The sequence below is a fragment of the Streptomyces sp. NPDC102467 genome (assembly GCF_044765445.1).
GTDB lineage: Bacteria > Actinomycetota > Actinomycetes > Streptomycetales > Streptomycetaceae > Streptomyces.
The window spans coordinates 118,727-135,839 of the sequence record NZ_JBIWKA010000005.1; the positions used below are offsets into that span (position 1 = coordinate 118,727).

Here is a 17,113-nt window from a genome sequence, read left to right on the forward strand (position 1 = left end):
CACCCATGGTAAAGGGTCGGCAAAGCACCGTCCGTGCCCGGCCGTGCTCAGCCCTCGGCCAGCGGCTTCACCCAGCGGGTCCACTGCTGCTCGGGCGCGTACCCGGCGGCCTGCCACGCGTGGTGCGCCCGCTCGTTGCGGTCCAGGACCATCGCGTCGCCGCGCCGCCCGCCGAGTGCCACGAACCGCTCCTCCGCGGCGGCCAGCAGCGCCGAACCGATGCCCTGGCGCCGCGCGTCCGGACGGACCGCCAGCCGGTACAGATGGCACCGCCAGCCGTCGAACCCGGCGATGACCGTGCCCACCAGCTCGGTACCCGCCCGTTCGGTCCCCACCGCCTCGGTACCCCCCGGCTCCGTGCCGCGCTCGGCGAGCAGCAGCGCCTGGGGGTCCCGTGCGACGAGGCGCTCCACGCCCGCGCGGTCGTCGCTGATGCTCGTCCCCTCGGCGGCCGTCTTCCAGAACGCCAGCACGGCGTCGAGATCGGCGGGGGACGCGGACCGGATACGAAGATCGCTCATGCCCCGATCCCATCACCGGCCGCACCCCGGCCACCTCCCATTTCATATGGCGGACGATTTCACAGGGCGGACGATTCCATAGGGGCCCGACGCTCACCGGCCCCGCAGCGCCCGGACGACCGGGGCGAGCGCTTCGAGGTACGGCTCCAGGACGGTGATGTACGAGAACCCGTACCGCTCGCGGCTCGCGAGAAGCCGTTCGGTGATCTGCTCCTGGGTGCCGATGACGACGAGGGGCGAGTCCAGCACCTCGCGCTCGGTCAGCTCGGGCATGCGTGCCAGCCAGGGGCGGGCGGCGGCGGAGGGGTCGTCCGTGACGGCCACGAGTTGCAGCAGGAGGTTCAGTTCGGCGGTCTCCGCCCGGGCGCCCGCGAATTTCCGGTACGCGGCCAGCCGGCCGTCGAGTTCATCGGCCGTCAACGGTACGAGGCCGCCGGTGCCCTCGGGGCCCGGCCGGGCCCCGGTGAAGGCGACGATGTCCGCGTGCCCGGCGGCGAGGCGCAGGACCCGGTCGCCGTTGCCGCCGATCAGCAGCGGGGGCCGGGAGTCCGCGCCCGGCGTGTCCGGCAGCCGCTCCAACTCCTCGACGACGCGCACGAGATGGTCCACCCGGCTGCCGGGAGTCCCCCACGCGACACCGGCCCGATCGAACTCCTCGCGCACGTATCCGGTGCCCAGGCCCACGTCGAGGCGTCCATCAGTGAGGGCCGCGGCGGTCGTGACCTCGCGGGCCAGCAGCACCGGGTTCCAGAACGCGCAGTTGGGAACGAACGTTCCTACCCGAGGCCGCGTAGTCGCCTGCGCCGCCGCGACGAGCGCGGGGAACGGCGAAGGCGTGTCCAGATGGTCCGGCACCAGGATCACGTCGTAGCCGAGCTCCTCGGCCCTGCGGCACTTCGCGCGCCAGGCGTCGCCACGGGCGGGGGTCGTCATGGTGACGCCGAAGCGGAACGGACGGGTCATGAACTCTCCTCAGAGCGCGGCCACTTGTTCCTCTCAGGGGTACCTGGGCGGCCACGAGGATAGTCCGCTCGGGATCGGCCTTGCGGGTGCTAGCGCACCGGCGCTAGCGTGAAAGCATGGCGAAGACCCAGTTGAACGTGCGGGTGGACGAAGTCACCGCCCGCGCCGCCCGGGAGCGCGCGCTCGCCCGCGGCATGAGCGTGAACCGGTACATCGAGGAGCTGGTGAGGCGGGACGCGGGCGAGCTCGGCCGCACGTTCGTCGACGCCGCGGCCGACTTCATGAGGCGGTACGAATCCGTGTTCGCCGAGGAGTTCGGCGCGGATCTCGAAGGCCGGCGCCGTCCCGTTGAGTGAAACGCACGGCCCCTCGGACCCCGCACCCCTCGGTATCGATCTCGCCTGGCTGCTCATGATCGCCGAGCAGAAGACACCGGGCGACCCCCAGGTCACCGACTGGGGCGCCCTCGTCGCGGCGGTCGCCCGGCACGACGCGCGGATATTCGACGTCCCCGTCTACGAGACGCCGCACGCCCGCGCCGCATCGCTCATCCAACTCCTCATCCACGTACCGGCGTTGGAGCGTTCCAATGCCATGTTCGCCTCCGCCGTCGCCTACGCCTACCTCGTCGCGAGCGGCCTGGACGTGGTCACCTCGCCGGATCAGGTCCGCGAGCTGGCCCGTGTCGTCAAGGACGGCGGCGCGAGCGTCCACGACATCGAGAAGGAACTGCGCAAGTGGAGCCAGTGACCGCTACGCGTGGCCGAGCCGAGCCGGCCGCTACGCGTCGCTGAGTTCGGGCCGGCGTGCCACGCCGAGCACGCAGTACGACGTGGGCATCCGTAGCCCCCGCTCCGGCATCAACAGCGCGCGGTGCGCGACCAGTTCGAACCCGGCATCCCGCAGTGCGCCCAGCGTGTCCCGCCCCACATGGCACCCCCCGAATAGCCGCGGCCACACCGTCCGGTCCAGCGCCCTCTGCACGTTCCGCATGCCGCGTCTCGGCGCCCGTACGTGCTCGAAGAACCGCACCTCGCCACCCGGCCGCACCACCCTGCGCACCTCGGCGAGCGTCCTGGCCACGTCGCGCACACTGCACAGCACGATGGACAACACGACCGCGTCGTACCCCTCGCTCTTCACCGGTAAGGCCTCCGCGGCCCCTGGCACGACATCCACCGGGACCTCGGCGCGCACCGCCGCGTCGACCGCCAACTGCCGCAGCGCGCGCTCCGGTTCGATGGCGACGACCTCGGAGACGGTGCCCGGATAGTACGCGAAGTTCAGCCCGTTGCCCGCACCCACCTCGATGACCCGGCCCGAAAGGCCGCCGAGCAACTCGGCGCGCACCGGCGCCATCGCGGGCTCGGCCCGCTTGCTGAACCGTGCGTAATACCGCGCGAACAGGGGATGACTCACGGCGTCGTGCGACGCCCGCCGCACTTTCCTGTCGGGGGAGGGGATCCGGTCCACCATGGGACCTCCTAGGCCGGGGCGACTGGTTGGGCCGATTCTTCCCGCGACCGGGCGACGCCGAACTGATTCACGGGGCGCGGCATCGTGTCCGTGCGACCACCACGCCACGCGAGCACCACCGGCCCCGGGGCGTCACCGACTCCCCGGGCAGCGGCCCGTGCCCTGGTGCGTCACCCGGGTTCCCGGACGGACCCGGCGAACTCCTCCCCGTCCCACGTCCCGCCCAGCTCGGGCCCGAGCCAGTGGCCGGACCGTGCCCGGAACACGGCCTCGTCGAGACGCCCGGCCCCGGCCGGCACCGCGCCCACCAGAGCGGCCCCCGCGACGCCTGGCAGGTCCCCGACATTGCACCGCTCCGCGAGCCCCGGCTCCCGCGGCCAGCTTCCGATGACGATGCCGGCCTGCACGAGACCCCGGGCCCGCAACGCCTCGGCCGTCAGCTGCACGGAGTTCAACGTGCCGAGCCCCGCCTGCGCGACCACCAGGACGGGCGCCCCGAGCAGCCGTGCCGCGTCGGCGAGCGTCGACCCCTGCGCGTCGAAGTGCACCAACAGCCCGCCCGCGCCCTCGACGAGCACCAGATCATGCGAAGCCGCCAACTTCTCGGCCGCCTCCGCGACGTGAGCGGGCCGCACCGGAGCGAGTCCGGCCCGCGCCGCGGCCGTCCCCGGCGCAAGCGGCTCCGGATACCGCCCCAGCTCGACCGGCGTCACCGCGGGCCCCGCGAGCCGCACCACTTCGTCGACATCCCCGGGCTCACCCGGCGCGAGGCCGGTCTGCGCGGGCTTGAGCACGGCCACCGAGCGCCCCGCGCGCACCGCGGCGGCGGCCACCGCGGCCGTCGTCACCGTCTTGCCGATCTCGGTCCCGGTCCCCGTGACCACCAGTACCGTCGAACTCGCCATCCCCGCTCATCCCTCCCGCGCGGCCGCGCACACCGCGCGCCCGATCCGGGCCAGATCCTCGTCACCGGTGACATACGGCGGCATCGTGTAGACGAGATCGCGGAACGGCCGCAGCCAGACACCTTCTGCGATCGCCGCGCGCGTCGCCGCCGCCATGTCCACCTCGTGGTCCAGCTGCACGACGCCGATGGCGCCGAGCACACGTACCTCGCGAACTCCCGGCATTTCCATGGCGCCTGACAAGGCGTCACGCAACCCGGCCTCGATCCGTTTTACCTCCGCCTGCCAGTCCTGGCCGAGCAGCAGGTCGATCGAGGCGCAAGCCACCGCCGCGGCCAGCGGATTGCCCATGAACGTCGGCCCGTGCGCGAGCACCGGCACCTCGCCCCGGGAGATCCCGTCGGCCACCCGCGCCGTGCACAGCGTCGCCGCCTGCGTCAGATAGCCGCCGGTCAGCGCCTTGCCGACACACATCACATCCGGCGTCACCGCCGCGTGCCCGGCCGCGAACAGCGTGCCCGTGCGCCCGAAACCGGTGGCGATCTCGTCGAACACCAGCAGCACGTCGTGCGCGTCGCATGCCTCCCGCAGCACCCGCAGATACGTGGGGGAGTGGAACCGCATCCCGCCCGCGCCCTGCACCACGGGCTCCACGATGACGGCGGCCAGCTCGTGCGCATGCCGTCCGATCAGCTCCCGCAGATGCTCCGCGTACGACTCCTCGTACGCGCTCGGCGGCGCGTCCGCGAAGACCTGCTCCTGCAGCACCCCCGCCCAGAGCCCGTGCATCCCGCCCTCCGGGTCGCACACGGACATCGGCTGCCAGGTGTCGCCGTGGTAGCCGCCGCGCCAGGTCAGCATCCGCCGCTTCTCGGGCCGGCCGAGCGAGCGCCAGTACTGCAGGCACATCTTGAGGGCGACCTCCACCGACACCGAGCCGGAGTCGGCGAGGAACACGTGCTCAAGGCCGTCCGGCGACATGTCGACAAGCCGCTTTGCCAGCCCGATGGCGGGCTCGTGCGTGAGCCCGCCGAACATCACATGGCTCATCCGCTCCAACTGGCCGCGCGCCGCGTCATTGAGCACCGGGTGGTTGTACCCGTGGATCGCCGACCACCACGAGGACATGCCGTCCACCAGCTCACCGTGCCCGGCGACCCGCAGCCGCACCCCGGCCGCCGACTCGACGACCAGGGGCTGCTGCCGGCCCGGCATGGGACCGTACGGGTGCCAGACATGCTGCCGGTCCAGCGCCAGCAGCTCGTCCACGCGCGGATCAGGCATTGGGCGCGACATCCGTCCCCGCGCCGCGGCGGCGTACGGCCACCAGATCGGTACGCGCCTCGGGCACCTCGACCTGTGCACCCACCGAGCCGCAGCCGGAATCGGAGGCGGAATCGGAGGCGCACACCGAACCGCACCCGCCGCCCCGGTGCTCGGGCAGCGTCACCTCGTCGGTGCCCTCCACCTCGAACCCGGCGTCCGCGATCATCTCCAGGTCCGCCCGGCCGGCCTGTCCCTCACTCGTCAAGTAGTCACCCAGGAAGATGGAGTTGGCGATGTGCAGGGCCAGCGGCTGCATCGAGCGCAGATGCACCTCGCGCCCGCCCGCGATCCGCACCTCCACGTCCGGGCAGACGAAGCGGACCATGGCCAGAATCCGCAGGCAGCGCTGCGGGGTGAGGTTCCACTCCTTGGCCAGTGGTGTCCCCTCGAAGGGGATCAGGAAGTTCACCGGCACCGAGTCCGGGTCCAGCGCACGCAGCCCGAACACCACGTCGACCAGGTCCTCGTCGCTCTCGCCCATGCCCGCGATCAGGCCGGAACAGGCCGAGAGACCGGCCGCGTGCGCCTTCTGTACGGTGTCGATCCGGTCCGCATACGTGTGCGTCGTCGTGATGTCGCCGTACGTCGCCTCGGACGTGTTGAGGTTGTGGTTGTACGCGTCCGCCCCCGCCCCGCGCAGCCGTTCCGCCTGTCCGTCGGAGAGCAGACCGAGACAGGCGCACACCTCGACGTCCTCGTTGTCGGACTTGATCGCGTCGATCGTCTTCGCGACCCGGTCCACGTCCTTGTCCGTCGGCCCGCGCCCGCTCGCCACCAGACAGACCCGCTTGGCGCCGCCCGCGACCCCGGCGGCCGCCGCCTTGGACGCCTCATCGGGCTTCAGCCACGTGTACTTGAGGATCTCCGCCTTCGAGCCGAGGCGCTGCGAACAGTACGAGCAGTCCTCCGGGCAGAGCCCCGACTTCAGGTTCACCAGATAGTTGAGCTTGACCCGGCGCCCGAACCACGTGCGGCGCACCTTTCCGGCCGCGGCCACCACGTCGAGCAGGTCGTCGTCCGACGTCGCCAGCACGGCGAGCGCCTCTTCACGGCTCGGCAGTTCGCGCCGCAGCCCCTTGTCCACCAGCGTGTTCAGCAGGTCCATGGCGTCAGATCTTGGCCTATGGGGACGCCCCTGCGAAAGGAGACTTCGTACAAAGGAGAGCGTTCGACGTGTGGGTATTGCCACACCCTGACCCTGTGGCGGCCCGAATAGGGTCTGTGCGTTACCTACAAAACCTGCAACCAGAGGGAGTCATGGCCACAGCCCCCGTTCGTGCGTTCGGCTGGCTCGACGAGGAGCGCCGCGCCCGCGAAGCCGCCGGACTCGTCCGCACCCTGCGCCCCCGCCCGGCCGACTCCCCGCTGCTCGACCTCGCGAGCAACGATTATCTGGGTCTGGCCCGCCACCCCGAGGTCGTCGAGGGCGCCGCCGAGGCCGCACGCCGCTGGGGCGGCGGGGCGACCGGCTCCCGGCTGGTCACCGGCACCACCGAGCTGCATGTCCGCCTCGAGCGGGAACTGGCCGACTTCTGCGGATTCGAGGCCGCGCTCGTCCTCTCCTCCGGTTACGCGGCGAACCTCGCCGCGGTCACCGCGCTCGCCCCGCACGGTTCACTGATCGTGTCCGACGCGGCCAACCATGCCTCCCTCATCGACGGCTGCCGACTGGCCCGCGGCGCCACCCAGGTCGTGCCGCACGCCGACCCCGCCGCTGTCCGCAAGGCCCTCGGTACGCACGACGGACCCGCCGCGGTCGTCTCGGACACCGTTTTCTCCGTCGACGGGGACCGGGCGCCACTCGCCGAACTGGCCGCTGTGTGCCGCGAGTTCGGGGCGGGGCTGCTGGTCGACGACGCGCACGGTCTCGGTGTGCTCGGGGCCGGCGGCCGCGGCGCCCCGCACGCGGCGGGCCTGGCCGGAGCGCCGGACACCGTCGCCACCGTCACCCTCTCCAAGTCCTTCGGCAGTCAGGGCGGCGCGGTCCTCGGCCCGGCCCGGGTCATCGACCATCTCGTGAACGCGGCCCGTACGTTCATCTTCGATACCGGGCTCGCCCCGGCGGCGGCCGGCGCCGCCCTGGCCGCGTTGCGTCTGCTGCGCCGCGAACCGGAGCGCGCGGACCGGGCCCGCGAGGTGGCGACGTCTCTGCATCAACTGCTCACCGGCACGGGCCTGTTGGCGGTGCGGCCGGACGCGGCGGTCGTCTCGGTGCGCGCGCCCTCGCCCGATGAAGCGGTGCGCTGGGCCGCGGACTGCCGGGCGGCGGGACTCTCGGTGGGCTGCTTCCGCCCGCCGTCGGTGCCCGACGGCATCTCGCGACTGCGGCTGACCGCCCGCGCCGACCTCACCGACGAACAACTCGGCGAGGCGGTACGGGTGATCAGCCGCACTGCTCCCAACAGCGCTTTCAGCACAGGGAGTTGACGAACCCCTCCCAGGCGGAGGGTGCGAACAGCAGGGCGGGCCCCGTGGTGTTCTTGGAGTCACGGACGGCCATCAGTCCGGACGTGGGCCCCGAGGTCTGGGGGGCTGTCTCGACGCAGTTGTTGGCGCCGGTGCTGCGGCTGCTGCGCCGCCACCGTGCGCCGCTCAGCGACGAGCTGGAGGGAACGGAAGGAACGTGCCGAGGCAGTGCATTCATGGTGCCCCCTTACGCAGTGCCGGCCCGTGGCGAGGTGTCGGCGTCCTCGTCCGCTCGGTTACCCGGCGATCCGTGCGATGAATTCCAACGAGTCCTCGGGCGAAAGTGCGCGGAGGAGAAGGGTGTCAAAGGCCTCTGTGTATGCCTTGAGGTCTTCTTTCCGCTCGAGGTAGAGGCTACTCGTCAAATGGTCGAGAACAACCACATCCAGATCGGATGTGTTCGGAAATGAGAACACAACGAAAGGGCCACTGAGGCCGATGTGGCCACCCGCAGAGAAGGGAAGCACCTGAATTTGGACATGCGGCATTTGTGCCGCCTCGGCCAGGTGCGCCACCTGCCGTCGCAGGATGCCGGACCCACCCACCTCGCGCCGTAACACCCCTTCGTCGAGCACCGCGCTCAGCTGGAGAGGCGGCTGCGCCCGCAGCACATCCTGACGCGCGAGCCGCACCTCCACCAGCGCCTCGATGTGCTGGTCCGGCATCCCCGCCAGCACCGAACGGGTCACCGCCCGCGCGTACTCGGGCGTCTGCAACAACCCCGGCACCACGCTCGTCTCCAGCGTCCGGATCCGGCAGGCCTGCGATTCGAGGCTGATGAAATCGCGGTAGGAAGGCGGCAATAGCCCCCGATAAGCGTGCCACCAATGGTGTCCGCCAGTATCTTCCGCACCTGCCAATGCGACCACGAGCTCCCGCTGCCGCGGATTCTTCGTCTCGAATGCGTCGAGCAGGCGCAGCACATCCGCTGCCTTCACGCCACTGCGTCCTGTCTCGATCCGGCTCACCTTCGACTGGTGCCAGCCGACCAGCCGGGCCGCCTGGCCACTGGTCAGTCCGGCCTGTACGCGCAACGCGCGCAGTTCGGCACCGAGTTTGCGACGGCGGACCGCGGGACCGTACTTCATGTTGACTCCTCAACGTCCTCGGGTCGCCCGGCCGGGGCTCCTTCCTGGCCCGTGCGAAGCGACTCCTGATCAGACGGTAGAGGAACCGGCGTGCGCTCGCCCAAATACGGTCTCTCGTCGCAGAGTTCACCGCTTCGAGCGACAGATATATGCATATCTTGGGGGATCAGCAGCACGGAAGGGCATCCAAGTGGCACTCTGGCGCGAAGCAGAAGTCGGAGGCCGCACGCCAGCGAACCGCCAGAGTCGACAGGCGCGGCCCCGGTGGGAAAGGGACGACGTCGCCATGGCAGACCACCTGGAAGCATCCGTCACGCTGCCGAGCGAACCCGCCTCGGTCTCCGCGGCCCGCCGGTACGTGAGCCACGTACTGTCGGAGTGGGGCATGCCGGGGGACACCGACGCGGCCGACACCGTCCGGCTGATCGTGTCGGAACTCGCGACCAACGCCGTGCAGCACACCCTGGGCATGTCGCCCACCTTCACCGTCGACCTGGAACTCGAACACGACGAGCGGCTGCGCATCGGCGTCACCGACAGCCACCCGCGCTACCCCAAGCGACTGCCCGCCGCCGTCCAGCAGGACAACGGCCGCGGCATGGTGATCATCCGCTGCCTCACCGCGGAGTGCGGCGGACGGCTTTCGGTGTCGCCGACCCCGGAGGGCGGCAAGACCGTATGGATCGCACTGCCATGGATCGCCGCCGCAAAGGACAACAACGTGCCGCCCGCTGCTGCCTGTTGACGCTCCGTCAGTGTGAAGAGCGGCCGAACGCCCCGCGCAGGAGCGCCCGGAAGCTGTCGACCGCCGGGTTCGTGTCGTCCGCCCGGTGCACCACCGACACCGTCCGCCGCAGGTCCCCCGGTTCGAGATGCCGTACGCCGAGCGGCGTCGCCGACATCCGCGCCACCATCTCCGGCACCACCGCCACACCGAGCCCGGCACTTACCAGCGCGCACACCAGCGCGTAACTCGGCGTCTCCACCAGCACCGACGGTGTCGCTCCGGCCCGCGCAAGCGCCGCCTCGACGCCCTGCCGCGGCGGATGGTTCGGTGCCATGCTGATCAGCGCCTGCCCCGCCAGCTCGGCCGGCGGCAGTCGCGTCGTCCCCGCCGTCCCCGCCGTCAGCGCCTGTCCGGGAGCCGTCACCAGCACCAACTCCTCTACGAGGACGGGTTCCTGGACCACGGAAGAGGGCACCGCCACGGGCTCGGAGGGCGCATAAGTGTGAGTGAGCGCCACATCGACGGTGCCGGCCGCCACCGCGGCGACCCCGAGCGGTGGCTCGTACCCGGCGACCGTCAACTCCACATCCGGATGGGCCCTGCGGAACGCGGTCAGCGCCGGCGGCAGCAGATGCATCCCCGCCGTCGTGAACGTACCGAGCCGCAGCCGCCCGCCCGACAGGCCGGCGAGCCGCGCCAGCTCGTGCCGGGCCCGCGCCATCTCGTCGAGCACCCGCCGCGCCGTCTCCACCAGCACCTCGCCGGCACCCGTCAGCCGGGCGCCCCTGTGGTGCCGCACGAGCAGTGCCGTCCCTGCCTCCCGCTCCAACTTCGCGAGCTGCTGCGAGAGCGCGGGCACGGTATATCCCAGGCGTTGGGCCGCCCGGGTGATCGAACCGGCCTCGGAGACCGCCACCAGCGCGGCGAGCCGCGTCGGGTCGTACATGGGCCGCCTCCGAAGCCGTACGGAATCCCACCGGAGCCCCGCGCGCGAAGGCCCCGGCCTTAAGCGTTGCTTTAGGCAGACTCAGGATATTGCACATACCTGCTGAAGGCCGGGCTCGGGCAGGCTGAAGTGCATGGACGCTCAACTGGTCGCCTTCACCGGCGTCGCCGCGGGCATGGTGGCCCTGCCCGGCGCGGACTTCACGGTCGTCGTGCGCAACTCCATGGTCTCGCGCCGCGCCGGAGTCGCCTGCGCCCTCGGAGTCGCCTGCGGCCTGCTCGTCCACACCGCGCTGGCCGTCGCCGGCCTCGCCGCGGTCCTCACCGCCGTACCCACGCTGTTCGGCGCCCTGCGACTCGCGGGGGGTGCGTACGTCCTCTACCTGGGCGCGAAGACACTGCAGTCGGCGCTGCGCCCCCTGCGGGAGCGGGCCGACGACGGGGCCGGCCCGGAGCGGGGCCCGGCCGGCGGCGCGCTGCGGCAGGGCTTCCTGACCAACACGCTCAATCCGAAAGCGCCGATCACGTTCTTGAGCGTGCTGCCGCAGTTCGTGCCCGCGGGCAGCCCCGCCCTTCCGCGAACGGCCGTTCTTTCGGCGATCGTGGTGGCGCTCGCGCTGCTCTGGTTCCCGGCCGTGGCCCTGCTCGTGGACCGGCTCGGCCGGTGGCTGCGCAGGCCGCGCACGGCCCGCGCCGTGGAGGCCGTCACCGGGAGCGCGCTGGTGCTCCTGGCCCTGGCCCTCCTTCTGGAGCCGCTGATCGCGTGAGAGGCCGCGTGAGGGGCCGCGTGGGAGGCCGCGTGGGGACGGGCCCGGCGCCGGGCCCGTCCCCACGGGCCGCTCCGTGCGGCGGGGGTCAGCGCACCCGGCCGTACCAGACGCTCCGCGTCCAGATCCTCTCCAGCCGCACCACCGCGCCGGTCTTGGGCGAATGCCAGATCCGTCCCTTCCCGGCGTAGATGCCGACGTGGTAGACGCTCCGGCCCGAGTGGAAGAAGACCAGGTCACCCGTCCTGCGGTGGGACGAGGAGACATGACGGGTCTTGTTGTACTGCTGCGCGGCGGTGCGGGGCAGCTTCTTGCCCGCCCGCTTGAACGAATAGAGCGTCAGGCCCGAGCAGTCGAACCGGTGCGGGCCCGTGGCGCCCCACCTGTACGGCGATCCCTTCTTGGAGGCCGCGACCCTCAATGCCTTGGTCGAAGCCGTAGCCGCCGACGCCTCGGACGCGGCGCCGGGGACCATGAGTCCGGCTCCTGCGACGGCGAGGGTGAGGACCGACGCGGTGCCGGCCCGGGCCAGCAGCGAGGGAACACGATTGAGCGCAGACATGCGCAACCCTTCGTCAGCCGCCTGTGAAGGGTGACCTGTCGGGTTCGGGCAGGCGAAGATGCCCGGCCGCATGGTGCGGCTTCACCCCAAGGGCCCCTCGGGCACCACCTCCGTCGAGGTGGGCCGGTGGCCCGTCGTACCTGGGTCCTCCACTCCTGCCGATGCACTTCTGTCGACCTGGCATCCGCACGGCGGCAGGACTCGGCGTCCGCACGGACCGCCCCGCCGCGGCGGCGGGGGCTTGTCGTCGGAGGGATCTTCACGCACATGTGGAGCCGAAACCGAGTTGAACCGGCGGTAAGTGAGGCTGCTCACGCTTGACCCGTTCAGGTGGACAGTCCTGCTTCCGGGCCGCGCCCGCGACACCTGACCACGCTCGTACCAGGGGCGGAACGTGTCATTCCGGCGTCCGCGTACCGCCGGAGCGCAACTCTGACCGTCTTGATGATGTATGAGTGTCTAGGCCATTTGGTGGTACACCATCTGGGCCGTTTCGGCTCGGGCGCAGACAGTTTGCGCGAGCCGCGACTCCCTGCGATCTCAACTGACCGCTTCTGGCGGCAAAGTGACTCTCTGTGTACGCCTCTCGCCATCCAGGACGCGCAGAGCCCGCGTCAGGGTTGGCGCGTGCACCTCGCTCTCGCCCCGCCGGTGCATCAGCTCCAAGGCGTCCCGCAGCGCCGACGCCCGCCCGACGAGCGCTTGCGCCGCCCGCAGCCCTCGGTAGGTGTGGTCGCCGCGCGCCGGGTTGATCCGCGCGATCAGATCGACCACCGCCAGGTAGCTGTCCACCAGCTCGCACTCGGCGCGGGTCAGGGCGGGCAGCGGCGGCAGTTCGGGTGGAAACACCGGCATGTCACCTCGCGCCCTGTGCGCCGAGCGTGGCCTTGCGGCTCCGCAGCACCTGGTCCACCAGGCCGTACTCCAGGGCCTGGTGGGCGTCGAGCACGGTGTCCCGCTCGATGTCCAGGCCGACCTGGTCCTTCGCCCGCCCCGAGTGCCGCGCGAGCAACTCCTCCAACTGCTCCCGCATACGCGCCATTTCGCGTGCCTGGATCTCCAGATCGGTGGGCTGGCCCTGTGCCGGCTCGGGCAGCGCCGGCTGGTCGAGCACCACGCGCGCGCCGGGCAGCATCATCCGCTTGCCCGGCGCCCCGGCGGCGAGCAGCACCGCGGCGACGGACGCGGCCTGCCCCAGGCACGTCGTCTCCACGTCACAACTGACGTACTGCATCGTGTCGTAGAGCGCCGTCATCGCGCTGAACGAGCCGCCGGGGGAGTTGATGTACAGCGAGATGTCCTGGTCCGGCGCCGTGTATTCGAGGTGCATGAACTGCGCCATCACATCGTTGGCGGACGTGTCGTCGATCGGCGTCCCGAGGAAAACGATGCGCTCCTCCAAGAGCTTCGAGTACGGATCGAGCGTGCGGTACCCCGAGGTCGTGCGCTCCGTGAACTCGGGCAGGACATAACGGCCGGACGGTCGGGTCATGGTGGTCTCCTCCGCTGCTCTCATGAGTTCCTGCTGCTCTGTAAAAAATGTACAGGACGTACATGACGTACGATGGGGAGCATGGCCTACGAGATTCCGGTGACGCAAGCCCGAGCTGAGCTCGCCGACTTGATCAACCGCGTGGTGTACGGCGGAGAGCGCGTCGTCGTCACGCGGCACGGCAAGCCCCTCATCGGCCTCGTATCGGCAGCTGACCTGGAGCGACTCGAAGCGCTTGGCGCGTCGGAGGCCGACCCCGCGGACGAGCCCGCGATCAGCTCCGTCTCCCGTGTCGGCACCCTGACGTCCGCTCCGGGCGAACGGCAGCGGTTCGGCATCGCCGCCGAACATCGCGGCCCGGACGTCCGTTAGGGCGGCGGCCCTCGCGTACGAGATCCGTCGAGGCCGTGCCCCTGCCGACCGCGTCGCCTGCACATGTGCCGCCTGCCGCGCCCCCGTTGAAGCAGTAGGCGGCCGGGTGCAACGTCATTGCTCCGGCGCCCACGCCCGGCGCCTGGTGCCGGGTGGCAGTAACTGGCCGACGGGTAGGGCTGGTTGGGTCGGGAGATGCGACGCCGCGGCCACGCCGAAGTAGCGGCTGGTTGTGCGCGCCACCGTCGCGACCATGCCGTCAATCGGCCCGAAATGCCTTCTCCGTCCTGATCCCATGCGGTCTTGTCGGGAAGGAAGGTTCGTTCTACTTTGTCGGCCATGGCACGCGTATCCCAAGAGCACCTCGCCGCCCGCCGCCGACAGATCCTGGACGGCGCCGCGCTCTGCTTCGCTCGTAACGGCTTTCATGCCACGTCGATGCAGGAGGTCCTGAAGGAAGTGGACCTGTCGGCCGGCGCGGTCTACCGCTACTTCCGTGGCAAGGACGAGCTGATCCATGCCACCGTCATGGAGGTTCTCGACGACGTGCGGACCGCGTTCGAGACGGTCGGCCGACAGACGCCGCTCCCGCCGCCGTACGAACTGGTCGGCACGGTCATGGGGGAGATTCACCGGGAGCGGCCGGCGCTGCGGGTCGACGGGGCGTCCTGCTTCCCGCGCCTGGTGGTGCAGGTGTGGTCCGAGACTCTGCGCAATGACGACCTCGCCGCGGTGATCCAAGCCGGCTTCGACAAGGTCCGCGCGGTCTGGGTCGAGATCGTGAAGGGGTATCAGGAGGCCGGGACGATGCGCACCGACGCCGACCCGGACGCCGTCGCGCGCACGATGGTCGCCGCGGCCCAGGGGTTCCTCATCCAGCAGGCGCTCTTCGGCGAGGTGCCGATCGCGACGCTGCAGATCGGCCTGCGCGGCCTGATGAGTATGGGTGAGGTCAGCTGACGGCAATGCGGCGGTCAAGCGACGGTTAACCTCGTTGAAACTCCGCCCAACTAGCCTGCGCCGCACGTCACCAGGGGTTTTGGTAACCGGGGTGCGCAAGATCGCGCGCATTTCTTGTGTGTTACATCTATACCCGTCGCGGTGGCCGCGGCAGCCGGGCCCCGCACGGTCCGAAGCGAGACTGTGAGGTGGGACGCGTGCACTTGACCCCGCACGAGCAGGAGAGACTGCTCATCCATGTGGCCGCCGACGTGGCCGACAGGCGCCGGGCCCGGGGTCTGAAGCTCAATCACCCCGAGGCCGTCGCCCTGATCACCGCGCACGTCCTCGAGGGCGCCCGCGACGGCCGCACCGTCGCCGAACTCATGTCATCCGGACGGACGTTGCTCACCCGCGAGGACGTCATGGAGGGCATCCCCGAGATGATCCACGACGTCCAGGTCGAAGCGACCTTCCCGGACGGCACCAAGCTCGTCACCGTCCACGAGCCGATCGTCTGACAAGAGAGCGGCAGCCATGATTCCCGGAGAGATCCTCTTCGCCGACGATCCGGTCGTCTACAACGAGGGCCGCACCGTCATACGTATGACGGTGCTCAACGCCGCGGACCGGCCCATCCAGGTCGGCTCCCACTACCACTTCGCCGAGGCCAACCCCGGTCTGGACTTCGACCGCGCCGCCGCCCGTGGCCACCGGCTCGACATCCCCGCCGGAACGGCCGTTCGTTTCGAACCCGGCATCCCCGTCGACGTCGAACTCGTCCCCCTCGCGGGCAACCGGATCGTCCCCGGCCTGCGCGGCGAGACCGGAGGTGCCCTCGATGCCTGAACTGTCCCGCGCCGCCTACGCCGACCTGTTCGGCCCCACCACCGGCGACCGCGTCCGCCTCGCCGACACCGACCTCTTCGTCGAGATCGAGGAGGACCGCTCGGGCGGCCCCGGCCGCTCCGGCGACGAGGCCGTCTTCGGCGGCGGCAAGGTCATCCGCGAATCCATGGGCCAGTCGCGGGCCACCCGCGCGGAAGGCACCCCAGACACCGTCATCACCGGCGCTCTGATCATCGACCACTGGGGCATCGTCAAGGCCGACATCGGCATCCGTGACGGCCGGATCACCGGCATCGGCAAGGCCGGCAACCCCGACACGATGGACGGCGTCCACCCGGACCTCGTCATCGGCCCGGAGACCGAGATCCTCGCGGGCAACGGCAAGATCGTCACCGCCGGCGGCATCGACACCCACATCCACTTCATCTCGCCGACCATCGTCGACGAGGCACTCGCCTCGGGCGTCACGACCCTCGTCGGCGGCGGTACGGGACCGGCCGAGGGCTCCAAGGCGACCACCATCACCCCCGGTTCCTGGCACCTCGCCCGGATGTTCGCGGCGATGGAGAACAGCCCCGTCAACATCGGCTTCCTCGGCAAGGGCAACACCATGTCGAAGGAGTCCATGCGCGACCAGCTGCGCGCGGGCGTCCTCGGCTTCAAGATCCACGAGGACTGGGGCGCCACCCCGGCCGTGATCTCCGCCTGCCTCGACGTGTGTGAGGAATCCGGCGCCCAACTCGCCGTCCACTCCGACACGTTGAACGAGGCCGGCTTCGTCCAGGACACCTTCGACGCCGTCGGCGGCCGGACCCTGCACGCCTTCCACGTCGAGGGGGCCGGGGGCGGTCACGCGCCCGACATGATCACCGCCGTGCAGCTGCCCAACATGCTGCCGAGCTCCACCAACCCGACCCGGCCGCACACCGTCAACACCGTCGAGGAACACCTCGACATGCTGATGGTCTGCCATCACCTCAACCCCGCGGTCCCCGAAGACCTCGCCTTCGCCGAGTCCCGCATCCGGCCCACCACCATCGCGGCCGAGGACATCCTGCACGACATGGGCGCCATCTCGATCATGTCGTCGGACTCGCAGGCCATGGGCCGCATCGGCGAGGTCATCATGCGCACCTGGCAGACCGCCCACGTCATGAAGCGCCGCCGAGGCCTGCTGCCCGGCGACACCCGCGCCGACAACCGGCGGGCCCGCCGCTACGTCGCCAAGTACACGATCAACGCGGCGATCGCGCAGGGCATCGAGCACGAGGTCGGTTCCGTCGAGACCGGCAAACTCGCCGACCTGGTGCTGTGGGACCCGAAGTTCTTCGGCGTGAAGCCGCAGGCCGTCATCAAGGGCGGGCAGATCGCGTACGCACAGATGGGTGACGCCAACGCCTCCATCCCGACGCCCCAGCCGGTGCTGCCGCGTCCGATGTTCGGCGCGTACGGAAAGGCGCCCGCGGCCAACTCGTTCAACTTCACCAGCGAATGGGCCATCGAGGACGGGCTCCCGGAGCGTCTCGGACTGGGACGAACGTTCGTTCCGATCCGCTCGACCCGCGGCCGCACCAAGGCCGACATGCGCAACAACGACGCCCTGCCACGGGTCGAGGTCGCCCCCGACTCGTTCGCCGTGACCATCGACGGCGAACTCGTCGAACCCGCCCCCGCCGCCGAACTGCCGCTCGCCCAGCGGTACTTCCTGTTCTGAG

22 protein-coding genes and 1 riboswitch are annotated in these 17,113 nt (G+C 70.7%); of the genes, 10 read left to right on the forward strand and 12 right to left on the reverse strand.

Annotated features, from left to right (window positions below):
* Nucleotides 1-47: 47 nt before the first annotated feature.
* Nucleotides 48-521 carry a GNAT family N-acetyltransferase gene (locus ACIREE_RS11580; protein ID WP_404149718.1) on the reverse strand — a complete coding sequence of 158 codons (474 nt, stop codon included), beginning with the start codon at nucleotides 519-521 and terminating at the stop codon, nucleotides 48-50.
* A gap of 93 nt (nucleotides 522-614) precedes the next feature.
* Nucleotides 615-1,484, reverse strand: a complete 870-nt coding sequence (locus ACIREE_RS11585; protein WP_404149721.1) for a TIGR03621 family F420-dependent LLM class oxidoreductase — start codon at nucleotides 1,482-1,484, stop codon at nucleotides 615-617.
* A 116-nt stretch (nucleotides 1,485-1,600) separates the two neighbouring features.
* On the opposite strand from ACIREE_RS11585, the gene ACIREE_RS11590 reads away from it, so the two are divergent.
* On the forward strand, nucleotides 1,601-1,840 hold the full coding sequence (locus tag ACIREE_RS11590) for a toxin-antitoxin system HicB family antitoxin (RefSeq protein ID WP_404149724.1): 240 nt from the start codon (nucleotides 1,601-1,603) through the stop codon (nucleotides 1,838-1,840).
* A 55-nt stretch (nucleotides 1,841-1,895) separates the two neighbouring features.
* A complete protein-coding gene (locus tag ACIREE_RS11595) occupies nucleotides 1,896-2,234 on the forward strand; it encodes a fic family toxin-antitoxin system, toxin component (RefSeq protein ID WP_404150475.1) in 339 nt (112 codons plus the stop codon).
* Nucleotides 2,235-2,264: 30 nt separating this feature from the next.
* Here ACIREE_RS11595 and ACIREE_RS11600 read toward each other — a convergent pair whose 3' ends face one another.
* The 4 genes from ACIREE_RS11600 to bioB all read right to left on the reverse strand — a co-directional run bounded on the left by ACIREE_RS11600 (nucleotide 2,265) and on the right by bioB (nucleotide 6,296).
* Nucleotides 2,265-2,960, reverse strand: a complete 696-nt coding sequence (locus ACIREE_RS11600) for a class I SAM-dependent methyltransferase (protein ID WP_404149727.1) — start codon at nucleotides 2,958-2,960, stop codon at nucleotides 2,265-2,267.
* A 170-nt stretch (nucleotides 2,961-3,130) separates the two neighbouring features.
* A complete protein-coding gene (gene bioD, locus ACIREE_RS11605) occupies nucleotides 3,131-3,865 on the reverse strand; it encodes a dethiobiotin synthase (protein ID WP_404149730.1) in 735 nt (244 codons plus the stop codon).
* A 6-nt stretch (nucleotides 3,866-3,871) separates the two neighbouring features.
* Nucleotides 3,872-5,149 carry an adenosylmethionine--8-amino-7-oxononanoate transaminase gene (locus ACIREE_RS11610; protein WP_404149733.1) on the reverse strand — a complete coding sequence of 426 codons (1,278 nt, stop codon included), beginning with the start codon at nucleotides 5,147-5,149 and terminating at the stop codon, nucleotides 3,872-3,874.
* The gene (gene bioB / locus ACIREE_RS11615; RefSeq protein ID WP_404149736.1) at nucleotides 5,142-6,296 is read right to left on the reverse strand and encodes a biotin synthase BioB; all 1,155 of its coding nucleotides are present in this window, start codon (nucleotides 6,294-6,296) and stop codon (nucleotides 5,142-5,144) included. The genes ACIREE_RS11610 and bioB overlap by 8 nt, the downstream gene beginning before the upstream one ends.
* 152 nt (nucleotides 6,297-6,448) lie before the next feature.
* On the opposite strand from bioB, the gene ACIREE_RS11620 reads away from it, so the two are divergent.
* On the forward strand, nucleotides 6,449-7,618 hold the full coding sequence (locus ACIREE_RS11620; protein ID WP_404149738.1) for an 8-amino-7-oxononanoate synthase: 1,170 nt from the start codon (nucleotides 6,449-6,451) through the stop codon (nucleotides 7,616-7,618).
* On the opposite strand, the gene ACIREE_RS11625 is transcribed toward ACIREE_RS11620, so the two are convergent.
* Complete coding sequence (locus ACIREE_RS11625) at nucleotides 7,602-7,835, reverse strand: DUF397 domain-containing protein (protein WP_404149740.1); 234 nt, start codon at nucleotides 7,833-7,835, stop codon at nucleotides 7,602-7,604. The genes ACIREE_RS11620 and ACIREE_RS11625 overlap by 17 nt on opposite strands.
* Before the next feature lie 58 nt (nucleotides 7,836-7,893).
* Nucleotides 7,894-8,745, reverse strand: coding sequence for a helix-turn-helix domain-containing protein (locus ACIREE_RS11630; protein ID WP_404149743.1), 852 nt, complete (start codon nucleotides 8,743-8,745; stop codon nucleotides 7,894-7,896).
* A gap of 286 nt (nucleotides 8,746-9,031) precedes the next feature.
* Between ACIREE_RS11630 and ACIREE_RS11635 the strand changes: the two genes are divergently transcribed.
* Complete coding sequence (locus ACIREE_RS11635; RefSeq protein ID WP_404149746.1) at nucleotides 9,032-9,490, forward strand: ATP-binding protein; 459 nt, start codon at nucleotides 9,032-9,034, stop codon at nucleotides 9,488-9,490.
* 7 nt (nucleotides 9,491-9,497) lie between these two features.
* Here ACIREE_RS11635 and ACIREE_RS11640 read toward each other — a convergent pair whose 3' ends face one another.
* On the reverse strand, nucleotides 9,498-10,418 hold the full coding sequence (locus ACIREE_RS11640; protein ID WP_404149749.1) for a LysR family transcriptional regulator: 921 nt from the start codon (nucleotides 10,416-10,418) through the stop codon (nucleotides 9,498-9,500).
* Nucleotides 10,419-10,551: 133 nt separating this feature from the next.
* Between ACIREE_RS11640 and ACIREE_RS11645 the strand changes: the two genes are divergently transcribed.
* Entirely contained in the window at nucleotides 10,552-11,184 is a 633-nt protein-coding gene (locus ACIREE_RS11645) for a LysE family translocator (protein WP_404149752.1), read from the forward strand.
* A gap of 88 nt (nucleotides 11,185-11,272) precedes the next feature.
* On the opposite strand, the gene ACIREE_RS11650 is transcribed toward ACIREE_RS11645, so the two are convergent.
* From ACIREE_RS11650 to ACIREE_RS11660, 3 genes are all read right to left on the reverse strand, one after another.
* A complete protein-coding gene (locus tag ACIREE_RS11650) occupies nucleotides 11,273-11,746 on the reverse strand; it encodes a C40 family peptidase (RefSeq protein WP_404149755.1) in 474 nt (157 codons plus the stop codon).
* Nucleotides 11,747-11,749: 3 nt separating this feature from the next.
* Nucleotides 11,750-11,881, reverse strand: a riboswitch (cyclic di-AMP (ydaO/yuaA leader).
* 405 nt (nucleotides 11,882-12,286) lie between these two features.
* A complete protein-coding gene (locus ACIREE_RS11655; RefSeq protein ID WP_404150477.1) occupies nucleotides 12,287-12,595 on the reverse strand; it encodes a hypothetical protein in 309 nt (102 codons plus the stop codon).
* A gap of 7 nt (nucleotides 12,596-12,602) precedes the next feature.
* On the reverse strand, nucleotides 12,603-13,238 hold the full coding sequence (locus tag ACIREE_RS11660; protein ID WP_404149758.1) for an ATP-dependent Clp protease proteolytic subunit: 636 nt from the start codon (nucleotides 13,236-13,238) through the stop codon (nucleotides 12,603-12,605).
* 81 nt (nucleotides 13,239-13,319) lie between these two features.
* Between ACIREE_RS11660 and ACIREE_RS11665 the strand changes: the two genes are divergently transcribed.
* From ACIREE_RS11665 to ACIREE_RS11685, 5 genes are all read left to right on the forward strand, one after another.
* Nucleotides 13,320-13,610, forward strand: a complete 291-nt coding sequence (locus ACIREE_RS11665; protein WP_404149760.1) for a type II toxin-antitoxin system Phd/YefM family antitoxin — start codon at nucleotides 13,320-13,322, stop codon at nucleotides 13,608-13,610.
* A 339-nt stretch (nucleotides 13,611-13,949) separates the two neighbouring features.
* Nucleotides 13,950-14,570 (forward strand): TetR/AcrR family transcriptional regulator, encoded by a 621-nt coding sequence (locus ACIREE_RS11670; protein WP_404149763.1) that lies wholly within the window; start codon nucleotides 13,950-13,952, stop codon nucleotides 14,568-14,570.
* Between the two features lie 197 nt (nucleotides 14,571-14,767).
* Nucleotides 14,768-15,070 (forward strand): urease subunit gamma, encoded by a 303-nt coding sequence (locus ACIREE_RS11675; RefSeq protein ID WP_404149766.1) that lies wholly within the window; start codon nucleotides 14,768-14,770, stop codon nucleotides 15,068-15,070.
* Between the two features lie 16 nt (nucleotides 15,071-15,086).
* On the forward strand, nucleotides 15,087-15,398 hold the full coding sequence (locus ACIREE_RS11680; protein ID WP_404149769.1) for an urease subunit beta: 312 nt from the start codon (nucleotides 15,087-15,089) through the stop codon (nucleotides 15,396-15,398).
* Entirely contained in the window at nucleotides 15,391-17,112 is a 1,722-nt protein-coding gene (locus ACIREE_RS11685) for an urease subunit alpha (RefSeq protein WP_404149772.1), read from the forward strand. Before ACIREE_RS11680 ends, ACIREE_RS11685 begins: the two co-directional genes overlap by 8 nt.
* Nucleotide 17,113 lies beyond the last annotated feature (1 nt).